We start from the raw sequence: 15,097 nt of genomic DNA, 5'->3' as shown, positions 1-15,097 counted from the left end.
GGTGGGGCTGCATCGTCCAGCGGCACTGGGTCTTGACCGGCTTCGGACGGATTTTCTGGCGTGGCTCGGCGAACGGGTGCTCGTGTCGACGTTGCCCGCGACGAATGAATAAAACCCGCTATGTTTAGCCTGTGAGTACGATGCCGGAAGCGTGTTTCCTGAGAGTGACGCAGGTGCGAAAGCTGGCCGGAACCGGTGCCGCCGCGCGCGGTGACCTGGTGACGTTGTTTCTGTTCTTTGCGGGGTGCGGGGCCGGGGGTATTCTGACCTCTCAATTCTCGCGCGCCGTCGAGATCGGTGTGGTTGTGTTCGTGTCCTGCGGCCTGCTGTATATCTTGACCGCAGGCACCTATGTAGGTCGCCACCACATCGTGGTGGTGAATCTGCCCGTGGTACGCGCGGTTCGGACCGCCGAGGTGACGGAGATCTTGGTACTCAGGACGAATGTGACCTGGATAGTTCACGGCTCGTGGTGGATCGACCGGATTGTGCTCGACTGCGGACCCGGTCGGCGAAATGTTCGTTTCGATGTGCGCCCTCGGGCCAGTCAGCGTGCGGTGGCTCGGGTGGCGCTGGTGTGCACGAACCTGTGGCGATCCGAGGCCGATCCGCTCCGGGTCTCGATGCGCTACGGTGGCGAGTCTCGTTATGGAAGCCCGGTTCGAGCGGTCCTGACCGTCGGAAATCCGGGCGCGAGCTGGAACCGGGTGAGCCCCGAACGGGACTCGCTAACCGTCCGTCAGCTGAACCCGGATGAGGAGCTCGGCGAGAAGTTTACCGACCTGAGCGACACACGTGCCGATGCCCTGGCTCGGGAAATCGTCACCGAGTTTGATCCGAACCATCGCACCTGGACCGAACTCACGAGGCGGCGCCGGGCAGATGAGCGCGGACTCGGGGTGGAGCCGGCCTTGCTGCCACGGATGGAGACGGTTGCCGCCGGGGTTCTGCCACATCGAGGTAGCGTGCTGGCGCTCTATCAAAGCCTCGGACTGCTGCGCATCAGGCACCGGGTCTCCGCGCGCATGCTTCTCTTCCGGGAGCCGTCGATTCGGCGGGTGTCCGGAGTGCTCCAGGAACGAGGACTTGCCCTCGCGTTGACCCGGTCTACGCGCATGCTGCCGGACGGATCCCTACACCTGGGCCGCGAAGACGTCACCCTCCTGGACGAGAACTATCTCACCCGCGAGACGATGCTCACCCTGAAAAAACTGGCGCGAGAGTACGGGTGGTGGACGTTACTCAGTCGGCGGCTGCGCCGGACCCGGCCCGAGAATCTGGGGCTTTTGGCACTGTTCTCCGCGCTGAGCGGGGACGTGGGCGTGAGCCTCGTGATTGTGCCTCTCGGGATTTCGTCCTCCGGGGTGCGCCTGCGGGCTCTCGGCTCGGGACCCGACCTTCCGCTGCGGATCGTCTGCGCCCTGGTGCGAATCGAAACCGTCAGATCCATCTGGTAAAACCGGACGGGCGAGTTGCCTCGTCCGCCGTCCCGATACCCGATACGATCACCGTTATCCCCGAATCCATTGGACATGACATGCACGAAGCCACCCGGACCGCGAGCCCGAATCGGGTTCCTCGGAGCGCGCCGCAGTGGGGCACCACTCGGCTGCGCCACGGCGGAGACGCCGCCCGGTGGGGATGGATTCCGGTGGTGGTGTTTGCGATCGCGGCGATTATTTTCTGGCAGATACCGGACCGCTGGGAGCCGGGGGGAATGTTGCTTGCCGCCGTGCTGGTCCTACTCCTGGTCGTGCTGCTGGGAACCGGCGCGTATCTGGGGCCGCACACGCTGGTACTGATTGGTCCGTTCCGGTTTCGACGCATCCCGCGCGAGCGCATCACCGACGTGTATCTGTCCCGGGCGGCCAGGCCCTATCGCGCGTTCAGAATGTGGGACCTGTTTTGCTGGGTCACCCTGGTGCTTGATGACGGTGAACGGGTCATCCATTCGGCAGCGCTGGGCGCTCGGGGTGCCAATGCGCTGCACCTGGCACTGACACTGCGAGAACGTCTGGGACTCACCCGTGAGACGCGCGTGGATATCGGCCGAGTGGGCGGCAACGTGGCCCCGGAATTCGCCCTGGTGGCGGGACCGCTGATTCGCTCCGATACGCGGCTATCCGAGCATCCCAGCACGCGCTGGGTCATTCGATCGCCGCGGAAGCGTTCCTCGCTCGCCCGGAAATTTGGGAACATCGACCGGGAAAAGTTCCTGGCTCAGGAACAGACCCTACTGCGGGAGCAAACGGTCGACTGGATTCCCGAGCGTGGTACGGGTGCCCTGCTTGGGTATCGGTTTGATGTCTACGGCGGGGCATGGGAGAACACCCAGTATGAACTTCCGCTGGCCGTGTTCTTCCCGCATCTTCGGCTTTCTCGAACGTTCCTCCCGGTGCCGAAATCACCGGTGCCGATGACCGTGCACACCGGATCGCTGGCGGCCGGGATCGCGATCTGGGCGGGGGAGGCTGCCGCCACCGAGCAATCGAGCTGGCGGGTGCGCACGCTGTTGCGCGAGGAGCCAGCTTTGGAATCGCTGAACCGGTGTCTTGAGACATTTGGGTTGCGGATTGCGCTGATCCCCAACCACCACGAGGTGGTGCCGGGCACCCCGGGCGAGGGGACACCGGAGAAGGTGATCACCGATCCCGATCGGATTGTGAGCATGGTCCGCGGAACCGGGACCGATCAGCAACGACTTCGTCGTCGGCGGACACAACCGGGCCTCCTCGCCCTGCGCCTGATGTTGAATTCCCGAGCCGAGTATTCCCTGGCTATCGTGCCCGCCGATTTCACGCTGAGCACCGACACCGAATCTGCCCTCGCGGCCGCGGATCGGGTACTGCGCAACTGTGAGGGACCCCGCGCCGATCTGGGTGCCTATCAGTACGACGTGCGCTGGCTCGAGGGGCCGTGGGAGAAATAGCATGATCGACGTGATTAACGCGGTGGGTGGTCTGATCTCCGCCCTGGTTGTGGTGGTGTTGGTCGGGCTGATCCCGATGATCCGGGTCGCACGCCGCAAACGACGCCTCCGCTCCGAAAACGATGATCGAATCGCCCCGACGCCCGAAGAACTCTACGAACTGGCTCTGCTCTACAACCTCGACGCCGGCGGCCTCGATGAGGCACGCCGGCTGGGGTGGGTGAGCGAGGCGGAAGCCGAGTCGATTGCCGCAAGGATCCTGGCCGCTCCCGCCAAACCGGGTTCGGTTTCGATCCAGCGGTTCCGGGTGTTCAAAGTTGCCCTGAAAAGTACCCTGCGTACCGACGATCTCGCCCCGGCGGCGGCCGTCTGGCTAGAAGAAACGGCCCACCTGCTCAATCAGGAACCCACGTGGCGGCTCATTAGCCGAGAGCCGGAATCCTCGGTGGATGCCTCCGAGCTGCGTCACCACATCGAGAGCTGGCTTGCCCAACAATCGCCCACCACGACCTGAGCCGCCGACACCAGTGGCCGGGCAGAACCCGCAACGAGTGGGCACGCGCGATCGCTATCATGAGTGCTGTGAAACGGATACGAGGGTCGTCGGGGTATACCCGTGCCGCAGCCGCGGGCGTTGTCTGTGTGACGAGCATCATCCCGGTGGGGGCCTGGCTAGCCCCAGAGGGAATGCCGCGGGTGATGTGTCTCCTGTGGGTGCCTTCTCTGTTTCTCATGCTGATCGCACTCACCACCGCGCTCACCGCGGGCATTTATGTTTCCAAATACGATCTGATCTTCGTGTCCTGGGTGCGAATCCGCCGTATTCCGCTTGTTAGCATTCGCTCGCTCAGACACGTTGAATACATCGACATGGGCACACTGCTGGGGTATTTCTGGCCATTCGATCGGCAGTTTCGGTGCATGGCAGTTGAGGACAAATTGGGGAATTTCACCGAGTATCCGAGTTGTGTGTTTTATCGTCGGCATGCGCGTGGAATCATGATCGGAATTGCCAGCCTCACCGGTATCGGTTTCGTCCCGGACCCGGAAAATGGTCGGACCGGTCTGCGGCGCAGGCGGTGAGATCGCAGTACCGTCGAGCACTCTCGCCGAGAGGAATCTTTCACGTCGTCACGCCACACGCAGGGAGTAGCTCATGAAATGGATACACACCGACATCGATCATCTGGGCGATCCGATCATCGCCATTGCCGACCTGCAGGGAACGCTCGCACGCGACGTTCGCGGTATCGCGCCGATTGTGTATTTCTCCGACCGCCAGGGGTGGCGGCGGCTGAGGCTGCGGGTACACGGGGCTGAATCGGTGACCGTCGCCGATCCGTATGGGATCGCCGCCGGCTGGCTGACCATCGAGGACATTTCCCGGGGTGATGGCGCGGTGGAACTGCGCGGTGTCTATCCGATCGAGGCCACACTTCACGGTATAAACGTCTCGGTTGAGCTGTTGATCTCTGCCGAGGAACACATCTTTGACGCCGAGCACATCCGGGCGGTTGTTAGCGGCGAGGATCCCACGGGTGACTCGGGCTCGTCCTGGCGCGCCGGCCAGGTTCAGTACGCGGGCGATGTGCTGGTGCTGGCGATGACGCTTCCCGATGACCCTACCGAGTACCTGTTGATCGTCCGGGATGAGCGTTTCTTCTGGGTTCAGGCCTCGCGGGATGCGCGACACGTCTCGGTGCGGGTGGATGGAACGCTGAGCCGCGAACTGTTGGTGCTGGCTCTGCGGGCCGCCGCCGATGACGACCCCGACGCGCTCGGTGAGATCTCGGCAAGGTTTGGGGTGGCCGAGGCGGTGACCCGGTCGATCGGGCGGGCACACCGAGAGATCGGTACCGCGCTCGCGGTCCGCAGATCCGCGGTTCGGCGAGCCATGCGGCGGGCGCGCGCCCACTATGGTGAATCCTGATATGAGAAAAGTCAGACACACCAACGCCTGGACGCTGCTGTGGGCGGTGCCGATTCCCGGGCTGCTCCTGCTGGGCATCGCCTCCGGATTCGTTGCGGATGCAACCCTCGCCGCACTGGCTTTTCGAGGTGTCTTGATCGTGCTGCTGGCTGCGGTCATCATCCGGTTCGCTCTGATGGGGCTCTATTCCGATGGGTCGGTCCTCGTGGTTCGCCAGTTTTGGCGCACCCGGAGGTACGATCTTGCGGCGATTGAATGGTTCTCCTGTGTGCCCCTGCGTACCGCCCTCCTCGAGGGTGTATTCGATTCCGTACCGTTTTATTCGATGCCGGTGCTGGCTCTGAGCCCGGCTTCCGTGGAGGGAAACCGTGATCGGCAGCGACACCTGCCCTCGCTGGCGTTTCGGACCCGCAAACGCGCCGAGGTGGAGCGCGCCCTGGCCTCGTTGATCGGGGACGAGCGGATTCGCCATGAACGGGGTGGTGAGAACACGTGGAGCAGTTCTGGGAGCTAGCGAATCGCTTTCCGCTGACCGCGGGGACGCTGTTCACCATCGTATTTGTGGTTTTTGTGCGTGCCCCATTGTCCCTTCTGACGAACCTCATCATACGCAAAATGGGCTGGGACACCGTGGACGATGCGCCGCGACCGCTGCGTCCGTTCATTCCGTGGAATCCTGAACGACTCATCCCCACCACATCCGAGATCAAGCGAGTGCATGCGCGGGGAAAGATTGGTGCGCGTGGACTGGAAATGGCCGCGGAGCGTGGGTGGATGACCGCAGAGGAAGCCTCAACGCTGCGGTCCAAAACCATCGAACGAGCAGATCTGGACGAATCTGATCGCGACGCGTTTGCGCTGATGCGGATCATCGTGCGTCGTTCTCTGGCGAACTGGAAGCGCGTTCGTGGCATGCGGAACCTGCTTTCTAGCTTCGCCACTCAGCTGGGGATTTCCGAGGAGTGGGCAGATATCACGCGGGACACCGGCGATCGAGATAATTCCACGGTGCTGCGCCATAAGCTTCGGACCTGGGTGAGAGAGCACGGTACATAATTTGTTCATTGGAACGAACGCCTGGGAGAGAGCGACGATGAATCCACACCTCACCGACCAGCCCTGGTTTGACCAGGTAAGGATTAGTGATGCGGCACTCGATATCGTAATGACAACGGCGATAATTGGGCTCGTAGGTCTCCTCATTGTCTGGATGGTGCGTTCGAGTCAGTCGAAGGATTGGGACAATCGAAATGATCCGGATGGTGGACCTCCCGAAAGCGAGTGAGCGCGGAACATGAAATCCTGGTGGGGATATTAGGGAACGAGGATCTGCTCTGCCCAAAGAGAACGCGCTGTGAGACAATGTATACATGTCTACAGACGTTCTCAGTGTGCGTCTTCCCGCTGAAATCAAAGCCCGCTTGGATGCGCTCGCCGCGTCCACCGGCCGGCCCGTGGCGTTTTATGTTCGTGAAGCGGTGGTCGAGCAACTGGCTACTTTGGAGTATGCGTACACGCTGCGTAGTGAGGCCGAGCAAATCCGTCGTGGTGAAGCGCGCACTCGCCCGCTAAACGCGGTCATGGAGGACGGATTAACAAACGGTCTTGACTAGTGCATAACACCCACTATTCTTAGGTTTTGCATCGTCCTCGCCGCTTCGAGGCGGAGGAGGAAAACCATGACCGAATATCGGATGACCGGGCGCGTTCGGGGCACCCACCGGGTGCTGAAATTCCCCATCGTGGTGTTCGGCGTGGATCTTGTGCTCGCCATTGTGGGGATTCTGGCCGGGCACAACCCGGTGGTGCGCTGGGGAATCGCCGGTGTGGTGACGCTCTGCTGCCTCCTCGTGCTGGTGTTCAACGGGCTCTACCTGACCCGGCGCTCGCTGATCGTGGTGGGCTCGTTCCGGGTGCGCAGGATGCCGCGCGGATCGATCCAGAGGATTCGGGCGCTTGATTCACGCGGCGGCGTGCTGCTCGCGGTGGAGAGCGATGCCTGGACCGGGCTACGGCGGGTCACCGCGAGTTCGGTTGAGTCTGCATTCCGGGAGATCCGCGGTTGGATCGATGCGGAGTCGGGGGAACTCGGTGGGCGAAATCCCGAAGCCTCGGCGATCACCAAACGCTACCCGCGGCGCTCGATCATCCTGCTGAGGGACGCCATTGGGGACACCCTCCAACTCTCGGAGATTACCGCACCGGTGTTGGCCTACGCGTGGGAGGTCGGCGTGGTCTCACGCCAGGATGCGCTGGATCTCGCGGGCGACCTCTACGGCGGCGGCCTGATCGATGGCGACCCAGCAATGTTTGCACTGGTCGAGATGTGGGGCAGCGAACGCACCGAGTTCGAGGACTGGGTGCGCACCAACCGGCCCGAATCGGGCGAGCGTGACAAAACGCGGGCGCTGGTTGTCGGCTCGATTCTGCGCTACATCGACGAGCACTGGGGGGAGTTCCAGTTGCCGTGGTCCTGCGTGGAGATGCTGTTGTCCTCGGACGCAGACTATCTGGAACGGCACGGCTCACCGATCTGCGTGTACGAGGAGGTTCCCGAGTGGAGTAGCGAAGAGCCCGATGGTTTCTGGCACGATGGCGACGGCGATATTCCGTTACAGCAGGCGAACGCGCGTCTTGCGCTTCTCGAATTTGCTGAGGGCTTGAGCCGGATTTAGCTCGCCCGTATCCCGCACACATCTAGCCGAAAGACCGTTGACCCATGACCATCGATTACCCAGTGTTGGGAATCCTGATTCTCTCGATTTTCGCGCTCGTTGGTCTGTGTGGGCCGTTGATCCGCAAACCACGAGACAAGCCTGCACCGCGACCGGCAGACGATCATCGCATCATGCCAACGCCCGCGGAATTTGCCTTCTTCGCGCGGACCTACCGCCTCGACAAGGTGGGCATTCAGCAGGCCGTCGTCCTGGGGTGGATTACCGAGGATCAGGCCGCCGAGATCGCAGGGGAGCTCGATGCCGTACCCGGTTCCTCCGACACCGAGGATGCGCAGCGCTATCGGGTGTTCAAGATCGCGCTGGAAAGCGCGCTGCACACGTGGGACATCGCCGGGGGTGCGCGCGGCTGGCTCACCGATACCGCCGTGGCGCTCGGGCAGATACCGGTCTGGAACGTGATCGAGCGAGGGAGCGGGGAGGAAGAGATCGCACCTGAACTGAAGGTCAAGATTCAGGAGTGGCTCGCTCCGGCGGGCAACCCCTAATCCGGGATGTTCCCGCCCCGTCCCACGTTTCCCTGATCCCATCAGACTGGTCATTACCCCGAGAGATTGCGAGCCCTCCCAAATGTCGCTCATTCTGGACACCGACGATCCTGCGATCGAGTGGCCCCTGATCGCCTATGAGAGCGGCCTCCCCATGGTGGTTTCCGCTCCGGCCGCGCTGATCGACCTCTACGAGGACACCTGGTGGGACGAGGTGGATTTCTGCCTGGACGCGGCCGGCCATGTGATCAACCTGGAGATTGTGCCGGCTCCGGGCAGCCGTGAACAGGTGGTCGAGCGGGTGATCTTTACCGTGAGTGACAGGCGTGTGGACGTTCGCCGATTTGTGGACCTTGCCCTGATCGGAAGCGTGCCGACCGGCCGTCGTGGATGGCGGGGCCGCCGGGTGCGCACCCGCAGTGCGAGTACCCGCGAAGCCGCCGATATTTTTGACCTGAGTGATGCCGAGGCCTGGCGGCTCATGGTGGATCGGTTCGGGGTTCGTCTCACCCCGTGAATCGTGAGAGCGGTCGTCGAACGATCACCACATGATGCCGACCGCCGAAGAAAATGGTCCCAATGCGCGGAGCCATCAATCATCTCCCGGCTCTCTGCCTTCACCATGCCGTCACCCCGGCAGGAGAATTGAGGAAGAGGTCGCCGAAACCGCCGGGGTGCCCGTCCACGCTATTCTGTTCCCACCCGGATGATTCTTATCCCCACGAGATTGTGAACCCTCCCCGTATGTCGCCCATTTTGGATACCGATGATCCCTCGAACGGGTGGCCTGTCACTCCCTACGAGCCAGGAGTTTCCGCGATGCTCCCAGGTCTGGCCCAGCGGTTGGACCTCGTTGAGGACGTCTGGTGGGACGAGTGGGACATCCGTCGAATTGTCGATCTCTTTTCGGGCCGGCTCGGGCGCATCTTGGTGATGGGGTAGGTCAGATATGCCATTTGCAGGTTTTTTCGTCCTGTCAGTTTTCCACACCATTCGCGAAGCGGTCGCGTACATCACCGGGTCCCTGATGGATCTCCTGTTCGGGATCCGTGGAAGACGAGCGTCATCATTCGAGCCCGTGCCCACCGGGCTGGGTCTCGAGCTTGCCCTGCGGTCAAGACGCATTTCCGCCGGCGAATTCGCGCGGTGTCGGGACATGGGGTGGGTTGCGCCACGGGACATCGATCGCCTTCGCAAACGGGCACCGGAGTTCATCTCCGTGCAAGAAATCTCGGGAAGTCGCGCTGTCGCATCGGACCAGGCGATGTTTCGCCTGGTGCTGCGCAACGCTCTCGGACAGTGGGGTCGGCATCGCGAGATGCGGTCCTCGCTCACCGGAGTCGCCGAAGAGCTCGGAGTCCTTCCCCTGTGGCAGACCATCGCGCACGACACCGACACCCGTCCAAACGCGCGAGCGCTCAGGACGAGCATTGTGCGCTATCTGGATTCGGAAATCGGCACCCCGGCATGATCACCCCGGGAGACGATGTCCGAAGTATGCGCACCGACGATCAAACGGGAGGCTAGGCCATGTTTCTCCTTGGCCTGATCCAGTTTGTATTCGGCATGCTGATTGCGCTGATTCAGATTCTGGTGGACACCGTGGCTCGGGTGGTGTTCCGGTCGAAGCCAAGTAGCACCACGCTTGTCCTTGCCCCGTGCGGCCTGCGGCTGGAAATCGAGGTGCGTTCGGGCCGGATTACGCCGGGGGAGGTGCGCCGAATGCGGGAACTCGAGTGGGTGGATGCGGCCGATCTGGGCCAGCTGGGGGAACGACTCCCACGCATCATGAATGAGGTCTCGGCCCGGGGTGAATCCGACCTGGTGAGCGATGCAGCACTGTTTCGCATCGTTCTGCGGCAGGCGCTGCGGCAGTGGTCCCGGCACCGTCATATGCGTTCCAGCCTGGGGGAGCTGGCCCAGGCGCTGGACAGCCTGCCCGAGTGGAACGGGATGCTCCGGAACTCGGGCACTCGCGAGAACTCCCGCGCCCTGAAATCCAACATCACCGCCTTCCTCGCCGAGGGCAGAACGGAGTTCCCACATGGCTGAGCCCAGGGCTTGGGACACCCTCATTGAGGGCGGGATCGTCTGGGGAACCGTGGACGACTGGCACGGTACGGTGATCGCGACCGGACGACTCCTCTCGCACAGCTTTATTGGAAAGACACCTCGGGATGATGGTCTGGTGGTCGATATCCTGTGGCTGGATTCCCCCGGAGACCTGATGTTTGATGTGGGCACCTGGCATCGTAGCGATGGACTGATGGACCGTCTCATCCCGGCGCCGGCGGCGGATACTGACGCGCTCATCAGTATGATTTTCGACTCGGATTTTCGTCCCCGGCTCCTACCCGTAAGCCCGGCCGGACAGGCCTGGCTGGACGCGTGCGTGGAGTCCTCGGTGCTGATGACCGGGCTTGCGGGTGGAACACCGGAAGTCAGAAACGAGACTCGATTCCTCGGTGAGATCGTTGAGGCCTACCGGGACGGAACCCTCGCCATCGAGGATGCGGTGGCCGCGGTCGAGGCGGAGAGCTTGAAGCGCTATCCCGGTGTGCGGTGGTACTTTGCTCCGCGGGGGTTTCGCGCTCGCCGCCGCCACCTCAAGGCCCGTAAAAAACTGAACCAGGACGTGTGGGCTGGATCATTGATCCGCATCGCCTCGGCGGTCACCGGGGTACACTCTGCCCTAAGGCAGGCGCTGGAGGGTGAGGTCGAATCCACGCGGGAAACGCTGGGGCGGATTATTGATTCGGACCCGACCTGGCACGATCCCGAGTTGCCGGCGATCATCGCCCGGGCCGCACGTGCCCGGATGCTCGCGGGCGGCGGCCCGAACCCGACGGCGGCGGGGGATTCGTGATGATCTTCCAGTCGCGGCGGACTCGTCGGCCTATTTACTGTGCCCTGGCCTTCATCGTCGATGAGGACGCACCCGGTTTTGATCCCGCCTTCGCGCGCGAGGCTACCGACCGGGACTATTTTGGGCTGTATTCCTAACCCTCGCACTAATTCCGAGTTGTTATCCGAATTTAATAATTGCGGACGTGATCCGGACGTAGGCTGAACCCAGATCGTCGTCCCGAGACGCTTCGGGACGACAGAAGGAGAGGGGAACCATGACAGACCTGGAAACCGCCACCGCCCGCATCGCCGCACTCGAAGCAGAGCTGGCCGAGCTGCGTGCGGAAAAGGAACTCGCGGCGAAAAACACCGAGCTGTTTGACCGGATGGACTTCGACGCCTACAGCACCCACGACTGGTCGCTCTTTCGCGACCTGCACTCCGACGCCCCCGACGTGGTGATGCCCGACGGCACCGCCGTGCACGACCTCGATGCCCACGTGGGTGACATGCAGTTTATGGTGTCGTTCATGCCGGATGCCCGGGTGCTTTCGCATCCGATCAAGGTCGCCCAGGGAGACTGGACCGCCGTGGTCGGAGTGACCGCGGGCACCTTCACCGCGCCGATGATCCTCCCCGACGGCACTCGGGTCGAACCCACCGGGAAACGGCTGGAACTGCAGATGGCAACGTTCGCACGCTGGGAGAACGGACGCATCGCCCAGGAAATCCTGTTCTGGGACAACACGCTCTTCAATACTCAGCTGGGCCTCTAGCCGCACGGCGCGTGGGTCGTCGCAGAGACATGGCGGTCCACTCATGCGGCATACTGTTCGCGTGACTCGAATCAAATACGCCGGCCTATCGGGGCGACTGGCGATGCTCGGGTGGAGCGTTGTCGTTCTGGTGTTCCCCGCGTTCGCTCCCGCCTCGAACCCAGTTACGCAGCACGTGACCTGGATCATCGCTCTCGTTCTGTGCTGCATGGGTCTCATCTCGGCCGCCCTGATTGGCGTATATGTCACACGGCGAAGCGTGGTCATGATTGGTCTCACTCGGGTCAGTGTGTTTCCGCTGGAGACCCTGGAACGATTCGGGACCGTGCACACATACTCCGCGTTCAGAAATGATGTGCTGTGGAATGGACTGGTTCCGACCGTAACAGTCACGGGCGGTGGCCGCACTCGTTCCTTCGTGACAAACGTGCATTTTGCCCGCCACTCTGCACACATTGTGGCTCAGGGGCGAACGCTCATCAACCAGCGCCGAGTTGAGCTGGGTGTCGAGCCGCTAGCCGGTCAGGGATGGGATGCTGTGCAGCAGGAGTCGGCTCCCGATACACACTAGGTTTGCCGCTGAGCAGGTCCGCTCCGCCCTCGGCGAAACCGCGGAAAAACGCGGCGAGTCTGAGCGTGGAATATGAATTCCACGATTCCGGGGGATAGGTGCTGGGATCAGCATATGTACGGTCTTAGACTGATCCTGTGTCAAACCTTGGAGAAAACCGCAAGCCGGCGGTAAAGCCGGATGGCGTATCGCGCGCGAGCGCTCCCGCGCCGAGCGAGAGTGTGACCGAATCGCTGCCTCGCGGGATTCGGATCGCCGGTGCCTGGTCCTGGCGTCTACTCGCCCTGGTGGCGATCATCGTGGTGGCTGTGTTGGCCATTGTTGAGCTGCGCCTGATCGTGATTCCGATCCTGATCGCAATCCTGATCGCCTCGCTGGTGATGCCGCTGCAGAATCTGCTGCGCCGATGGCATGTGCCCCGTGTGCTGGCCACGATCATCACCCTGCTGGTCACGATAGCCGTGGTGGTGGGCCTGTTCTACCTGGCGATCACGCAGATCTCGGCGCAGTCGGGCGAGGTCAAGGACCGTGCGGTTGAGGGCTACCAGTCGCTACGCGAGTGGCTCAAGGTCTCCCCGCTCCACCTTGATGACACCCAGATCAACGAGTATCTGGGCCAGCTTTGGAACATCATCAAGGAGAACAATAAGGCGATCTGGACCGGGGCTCTCTCGGTCGGATCCACCGTGGGCCATGTGGCCGCCGGCGCCCTGCTGACGATCTTCTCCCTCCTCTTCTTTCTCCTGGACGGACCCGGCATCTGGCGCTGGGTAGTCCGCCTGATGCCGCGTAACGCCCGCGCGGCCATCGACGGTGCCGGCCGGGACGGCTGGCGTGCACTCGCCAACTACTCGCGGACGCAGATGCTCGTGGCGGCGATGGACGCGGTGGGAATCGCGGCCGGTGCGGCCATCCTCGGGGTGCCGATGGCAATCCCGATCGGTGTGCTGGTTTTCCTCGGCGCGTTCATCCCGTTTGTGGGTGCGATTCTCACCGGAACCATCGCGGTGTTCCTCGCCCTGGTTTACAACGGCCCCTGGCAGGCGCTGGGCATGCTCATCATCATTGTGGGAATCCAGCAGCTTGAGGGACACGTGTTCCAGCCCATTCTGATGGGTAACGCCGTCAAGCTGCACCCGCTTGCCGTGGTCCTCGTGGTGACCGCCGGTGCGCTGGTGGCCGGGATCCCCGGTGCGCTCTTCGCCGTTCCGCTGGCGGCAGTGGTCAACGAGATGACGCGCTATATCGCCGGGGGACGCTGGCGTACACCACCCGCCGGGGACCGCTCCGACGGCGGTGACGACGGCGATGACCCCGCCATTACCGACGGGGCCAATTCCGAGTCGGAGAATCGCGAGCAGGGTGAAGACGATGCCGCGACCGTCCCGAGCGATGGATCCGCAACCGCCGATACATCCACGGAAAAGACCCCGGGCTCGGATGAGCCCAGCGAACGCTAACCCAACCTGTTGACGAAGTTAGGTGCGTCTACGCACCGGGAGAAATACGTTATGAGCACCATCCCCGGACCCACTCCGGCCGAACTCGAGGCAGCCCGCGAGGTTGTCAGCCGCGTCGCCGAGGTCACCCCGATGGAGTCCTCGCGCTTCCTGGCCGAGCTCCTCGGGTTTCCCGTCCACATGAAGTGCGAAAACCTGCAGCGCACCGGATCGTACAAGATTCGTGGTGCCTACAACCGCATCTCGGCGCTGACCGAGGAGGAGCGTGCCCGCGGTGTGGTCGCCGCCTCCGCCGGAAATCACGCACAGGGGGTCGCCCTCGCCGCCCGCGAGCTCGGCATCGGGGCCACGATCTTCATGCCCAAGGGTGTGCCGCTGCCCAAGCTCCAGGCCACCCGCAACTACGGTGCCCAGGTGCGCCTGGACGGCCACAGCGTCGAGGAACTGCTGCGCGCCGCCGCCGAATATGCCGAGCAGACCGGTGCGATCTTCATCCCGCCCTTTGACCACGCCGACGTGATCGCCGGCCAGGGCACCCTGGGCCTGGAAATCTTCGACCAGGTGCCCGAGGCCGAGACCATCATCGTGCCGATCGGTGGGGGCGGCCTCATCTCCGGTGTCGCCGCCGCGGCCAAGCACCGCGCGGCCGCCGAGGGACGCGAGATTCGGGTGATCGGCGTGCAGGCTGCCAATTCGGCACCGTATCCGGTGTCGCTGGAGGCGGGCGAGGTCACCACGATCAAGACCAGCCCGACCATCGCCGACGGAATCGCCGTCGCGCGTCCGGGCGCGCTGAACTTCGAGATCATCAAGGAACTCGTGGACGAGGTGGTGACGGTCACCGAGGACGACATCGCCCGTGCCCTGGTTGTCCTTCTGGAGCGCGCCAAGCTCGTGGTGGAGCCCGCGGGTGCCGTGGGGGTGGCGGCGATCCTCGCTGGGCACGTGCACGCCACCGGTCCGACAGTGGTGATCCTCTCCGGCGGAAACATCGACCCGATGCTGATGCAGACCGTGGTCAGCCACGGCCTGGTGGCGTCGGACCGCTACCTGACGCTGAGCATCCCGCTGCCGGATCGTCCCGGTCAGCTGGCACGGATCTCCGAGCTGATCGCCCATGCCAATGCCAACGTGATCGAGGTGCTGCACACTCGTCACGGTAGCGGTCTGCAGATCGGTCAGGTTGAGCTCAAGATCAGCGTCGAAACCCGTGGCTCCGAGCACCGTGACCTGGTGCTTGACACCCTGCGGGAGGCCGGCTATGAGCCGCGGATCGGCGACGCCGAGGCGCGCCGCTAGGAACCATACGCACGCAAAAGGCGGACATCCAGGATCTGGATGTCCGCCTTTTGCTCGTGGCG

18 protein-coding genes are annotated in these 15,097 nt (G+C 63.2%); all 18 read left to right on the top strand.

Going from position 1 to position 15,097, the window contains the following annotated elements; all coding sequences use genetic code 11:
- The first annotated feature begins 173 nt into the window (after positions 1-173).
- Entirely contained in the window at positions 174-1,457 is a 1,284-nt protein-coding gene (locus D9V34_RS01290) for a hypothetical protein (RefSeq protein ID WP_147441583.1), read from the top strand.
- 80 nt (positions 1,458-1,537) lie between these two features.
- Positions 1,538-2,929: a hypothetical protein gene (locus tag D9V34_RS01285; RefSeq protein ID WP_147441582.1), complete on the top strand. Its 1,392-nt coding sequence runs from the start codon at positions 1,538-1,540 to the stop codon at positions 2,927-2,929.
- A gap of 1 nt (position 2,930) precedes the next feature.
- Positions 2,931-3,443 carry a hypothetical protein gene (locus tag D9V34_RS01280; RefSeq protein ID WP_121687137.1) on the top strand — a complete coding sequence of 171 codons (513 nt, stop codon included), beginning with the start codon at positions 2,931-2,933 and terminating at the stop codon, positions 3,441-3,443.
- Positions 3,444-3,661: 218 nt separating this feature from the next.
- Positions 3,662-4,012 carry a hypothetical protein gene (locus tag D9V34_RS01275; protein ID WP_147441581.1) on the top strand — a complete coding sequence of 117 codons (351 nt, stop codon included), beginning with the start codon at positions 3,662-3,664 and terminating at the stop codon, positions 4,010-4,012.
- Positions 4,013-4,085: 73 nt separating this feature from the next.
- Positions 4,086-4,859 (top strand): hypothetical protein, encoded by a 774-nt coding sequence (locus tag D9V34_RS01270; RefSeq protein ID WP_121687135.1) that lies wholly within the window; start codon positions 4,086-4,088, stop codon positions 4,857-4,859.
- Between the two features lies 1 nt (position 4,860).
- Positions 4,861-5,373 carry a hypothetical protein gene (locus tag D9V34_RS01265; protein WP_121687134.1) on the top strand — a complete coding sequence of 171 codons (513 nt, stop codon included), beginning with the start codon at positions 4,861-4,863 and terminating at the stop codon, positions 5,371-5,373.
- Complete coding sequence (locus D9V34_RS01260) at positions 5,352-5,915, top strand: hypothetical protein (protein WP_121687133.1); 564 nt, start codon at positions 5,352-5,354, stop codon at positions 5,913-5,915. The genes D9V34_RS01265 and D9V34_RS01260 overlap by 22 nt, the downstream gene beginning before the upstream one ends.
- Positions 5,916-6,229: 314 nt before the next feature.
- Positions 6,230-6,472, top strand: coding sequence for a type II toxin-antitoxin system RelB family antitoxin (relB, locus tag D9V34_RS01255; RefSeq protein ID WP_121687132.1), 243 nt, complete (start codon positions 6,230-6,232; stop codon positions 6,470-6,472).
- Positions 6,473-6,538: 66 nt separating this feature from the next.
- Positions 6,539-7,534 (top strand): hypothetical protein, encoded by a 996-nt coding sequence (locus D9V34_RS01250; RefSeq protein ID WP_121687131.1) that lies wholly within the window; start codon positions 6,539-6,541, stop codon positions 7,532-7,534.
- A gap of 44 nt (positions 7,535-7,578) precedes the next feature.
- Positions 7,579-8,082 (top strand): hypothetical protein, encoded by a 504-nt coding sequence (locus tag D9V34_RS01245; RefSeq protein WP_183091791.1) that lies wholly within the window; start codon positions 7,579-7,581, stop codon positions 8,080-8,082.
- A gap of 82 nt (positions 8,083-8,164) precedes the next feature.
- On the top strand, positions 8,165-8,599 hold the full coding sequence (locus tag D9V34_RS01240) for a hypothetical protein (protein ID WP_121687129.1): 435 nt from the start codon (positions 8,165-8,167) through the stop codon (positions 8,597-8,599).
- A 432-nt stretch (positions 8,600-9,031) separates the two neighbouring features.
- Positions 9,032-9,553: a hypothetical protein gene (locus D9V34_RS17415; RefSeq protein WP_147441580.1), complete on the top strand. Its 522-nt coding sequence runs from the start codon at positions 9,032-9,034 to the stop codon at positions 9,551-9,553.
- Between the two features lie 59 nt (positions 9,554-9,612).
- Positions 9,613-10,134 carry a hypothetical protein gene (locus tag D9V34_RS01230; RefSeq protein WP_121687127.1) on the top strand — a complete coding sequence of 174 codons (522 nt, stop codon included), beginning with the start codon at positions 9,613-9,615 and terminating at the stop codon, positions 10,132-10,134.
- The gene (locus tag D9V34_RS01225; RefSeq protein ID WP_121687126.1) at positions 10,127-10,948 is read left to right on the top strand and encodes a hypothetical protein; all 822 of its coding nucleotides are present in this window, start codon (positions 10,127-10,129) and stop codon (positions 10,946-10,948) included. Before D9V34_RS01230 ends, D9V34_RS01225 begins: the two co-directional genes overlap by 8 nt.
- Positions 10,949-11,204: 256 nt before the next feature.
- The gene (locus D9V34_RS01220) at positions 11,205-11,705 is read left to right on the top strand and encodes an ester cyclase (RefSeq protein WP_121687125.1); all 501 of its coding nucleotides are present in this window, start codon (positions 11,205-11,207) and stop codon (positions 11,703-11,705) included.
- Between the two features lie 61 nt (positions 11,706-11,766).
- Positions 11,767-12,276, top strand: a complete 510-nt coding sequence (locus D9V34_RS01215) for a hypothetical protein (RefSeq protein WP_147441579.1) — start codon at positions 11,767-11,769, stop codon at positions 12,274-12,276.
- A gap of 137 nt (positions 12,277-12,413) precedes the next feature.
- Positions 12,414-13,736: an AI-2E family transporter gene (locus tag D9V34_RS01210; protein ID WP_121687123.1), complete on the top strand. Its 1,323-nt coding sequence runs from the start codon at positions 12,414-12,416 to the stop codon at positions 13,734-13,736.
- Positions 13,737-13,787: 51 nt separating this feature from the next.
- Entirely contained in the window at positions 13,788-15,035 is a 1,248-nt protein-coding gene (ilvA, locus tag D9V34_RS01205) for a threonine ammonia-lyase (protein ID WP_121687122.1), read from the top strand.
- Positions 15,036-15,097 lie beyond the last annotated feature (62 nt).

The sequence above is a fragment of the Mycetocola lacteus genome (genome assembly GCF_003667575.1).
In the GTDB taxonomy this organism is placed as follows: domain Bacteria; phylum Actinomycetota; class Actinomycetes; order Actinomycetales; family Microbacteriaceae; genus Mycetocola; species Mycetocola lacteus.
Note: the sequence above shows the minus strand (reverse complement) of the source record. Positions and strands in the feature narration are given on the sequence as shown.

Bases quoted from the DNA above. Each gene is read 5' to 3' on its own strand.
- D9V34_RS01285 (WP_147441582.1), top strand. From the start codon at position 1,538: ATGCACGAAGCCACCCGGACCGCGAGCCCGAATCGGGTTCCTCGGAGC.
- D9V34_RS01280 (WP_121687137.1), top strand. From the start codon at position 2,931: ATGATCGACGTGATTAACGCGGTGGGTGGTCTGATCTCCGCCCTGGTT.
- D9V34_RS01275 (WP_147441581.1), top strand. From the start codon at position 3,662: ATGCTGATCGCACTCACCACCGCGCTCACCGCGGGCATTTATGTTTCC.
- D9V34_RS01270 (WP_121687135.1), top strand. From the start codon at position 4,086: ATGAAATGGATACACACCGACATCGATCATCTGGGCGATCCGATCATC.
- D9V34_RS01265 (WP_121687134.1), top strand. From the start codon at position 4,861: ATGAGAAAAGTCAGACACACCAACGCCTGGACGCTGCTGTGGGCGGTG.
- relB (WP_121687132.1), top strand. From the start codon at position 6,230: ATGTCTACAGACGTTCTCAGTGTGCGTCTTCCCGCTGAAATCAAAGCC.
- D9V34_RS01250 (WP_121687131.1), top strand. From the start codon at position 6,539: ATGACCGAATATCGGATGACCGGGCGCGTTCGGGGCACCCACCGGGTG.
- D9V34_RS01245 (WP_183091791.1), top strand. From the start codon at position 7,579: ATGACCATCGATTACCCAGTGTTGGGAATCCTGATTCTCTCGATTTTC.
- D9V34_RS01240 (WP_121687129.1), top strand. From the start codon at position 8,165: ATGTCGCTCATTCTGGACACCGACGATCCTGCGATCGAGTGGCCCCTG.
- D9V34_RS17415 (WP_147441580.1), top strand. From the start codon at position 9,032: ATGCCATTTGCAGGTTTTTTCGTCCTGTCAGTTTTCCACACCATTCGC.
- D9V34_RS01230 (WP_121687127.1), top strand. From the start codon at position 9,613: ATGTTTCTCCTTGGCCTGATCCAGTTTGTATTCGGCATGCTGATTGCG.
- D9V34_RS01225 (WP_121687126.1), top strand. From the start codon at position 10,127: ATGGCTGAGCCCAGGGCTTGGGACACCCTCATTGAGGGCGGGATCGTC.
- D9V34_RS01220 (WP_121687125.1), top strand. From the start codon at position 11,205: ATGACAGACCTGGAAACCGCCACCGCCCGCATCGCCGCACTCGAAGCA.
- ilvA (WP_121687122.1), top strand. From the start codon at position 13,788: ATGAGCACCATCCCCGGACCCACTCCGGCCGAACTCGAGGCAGCCCGC.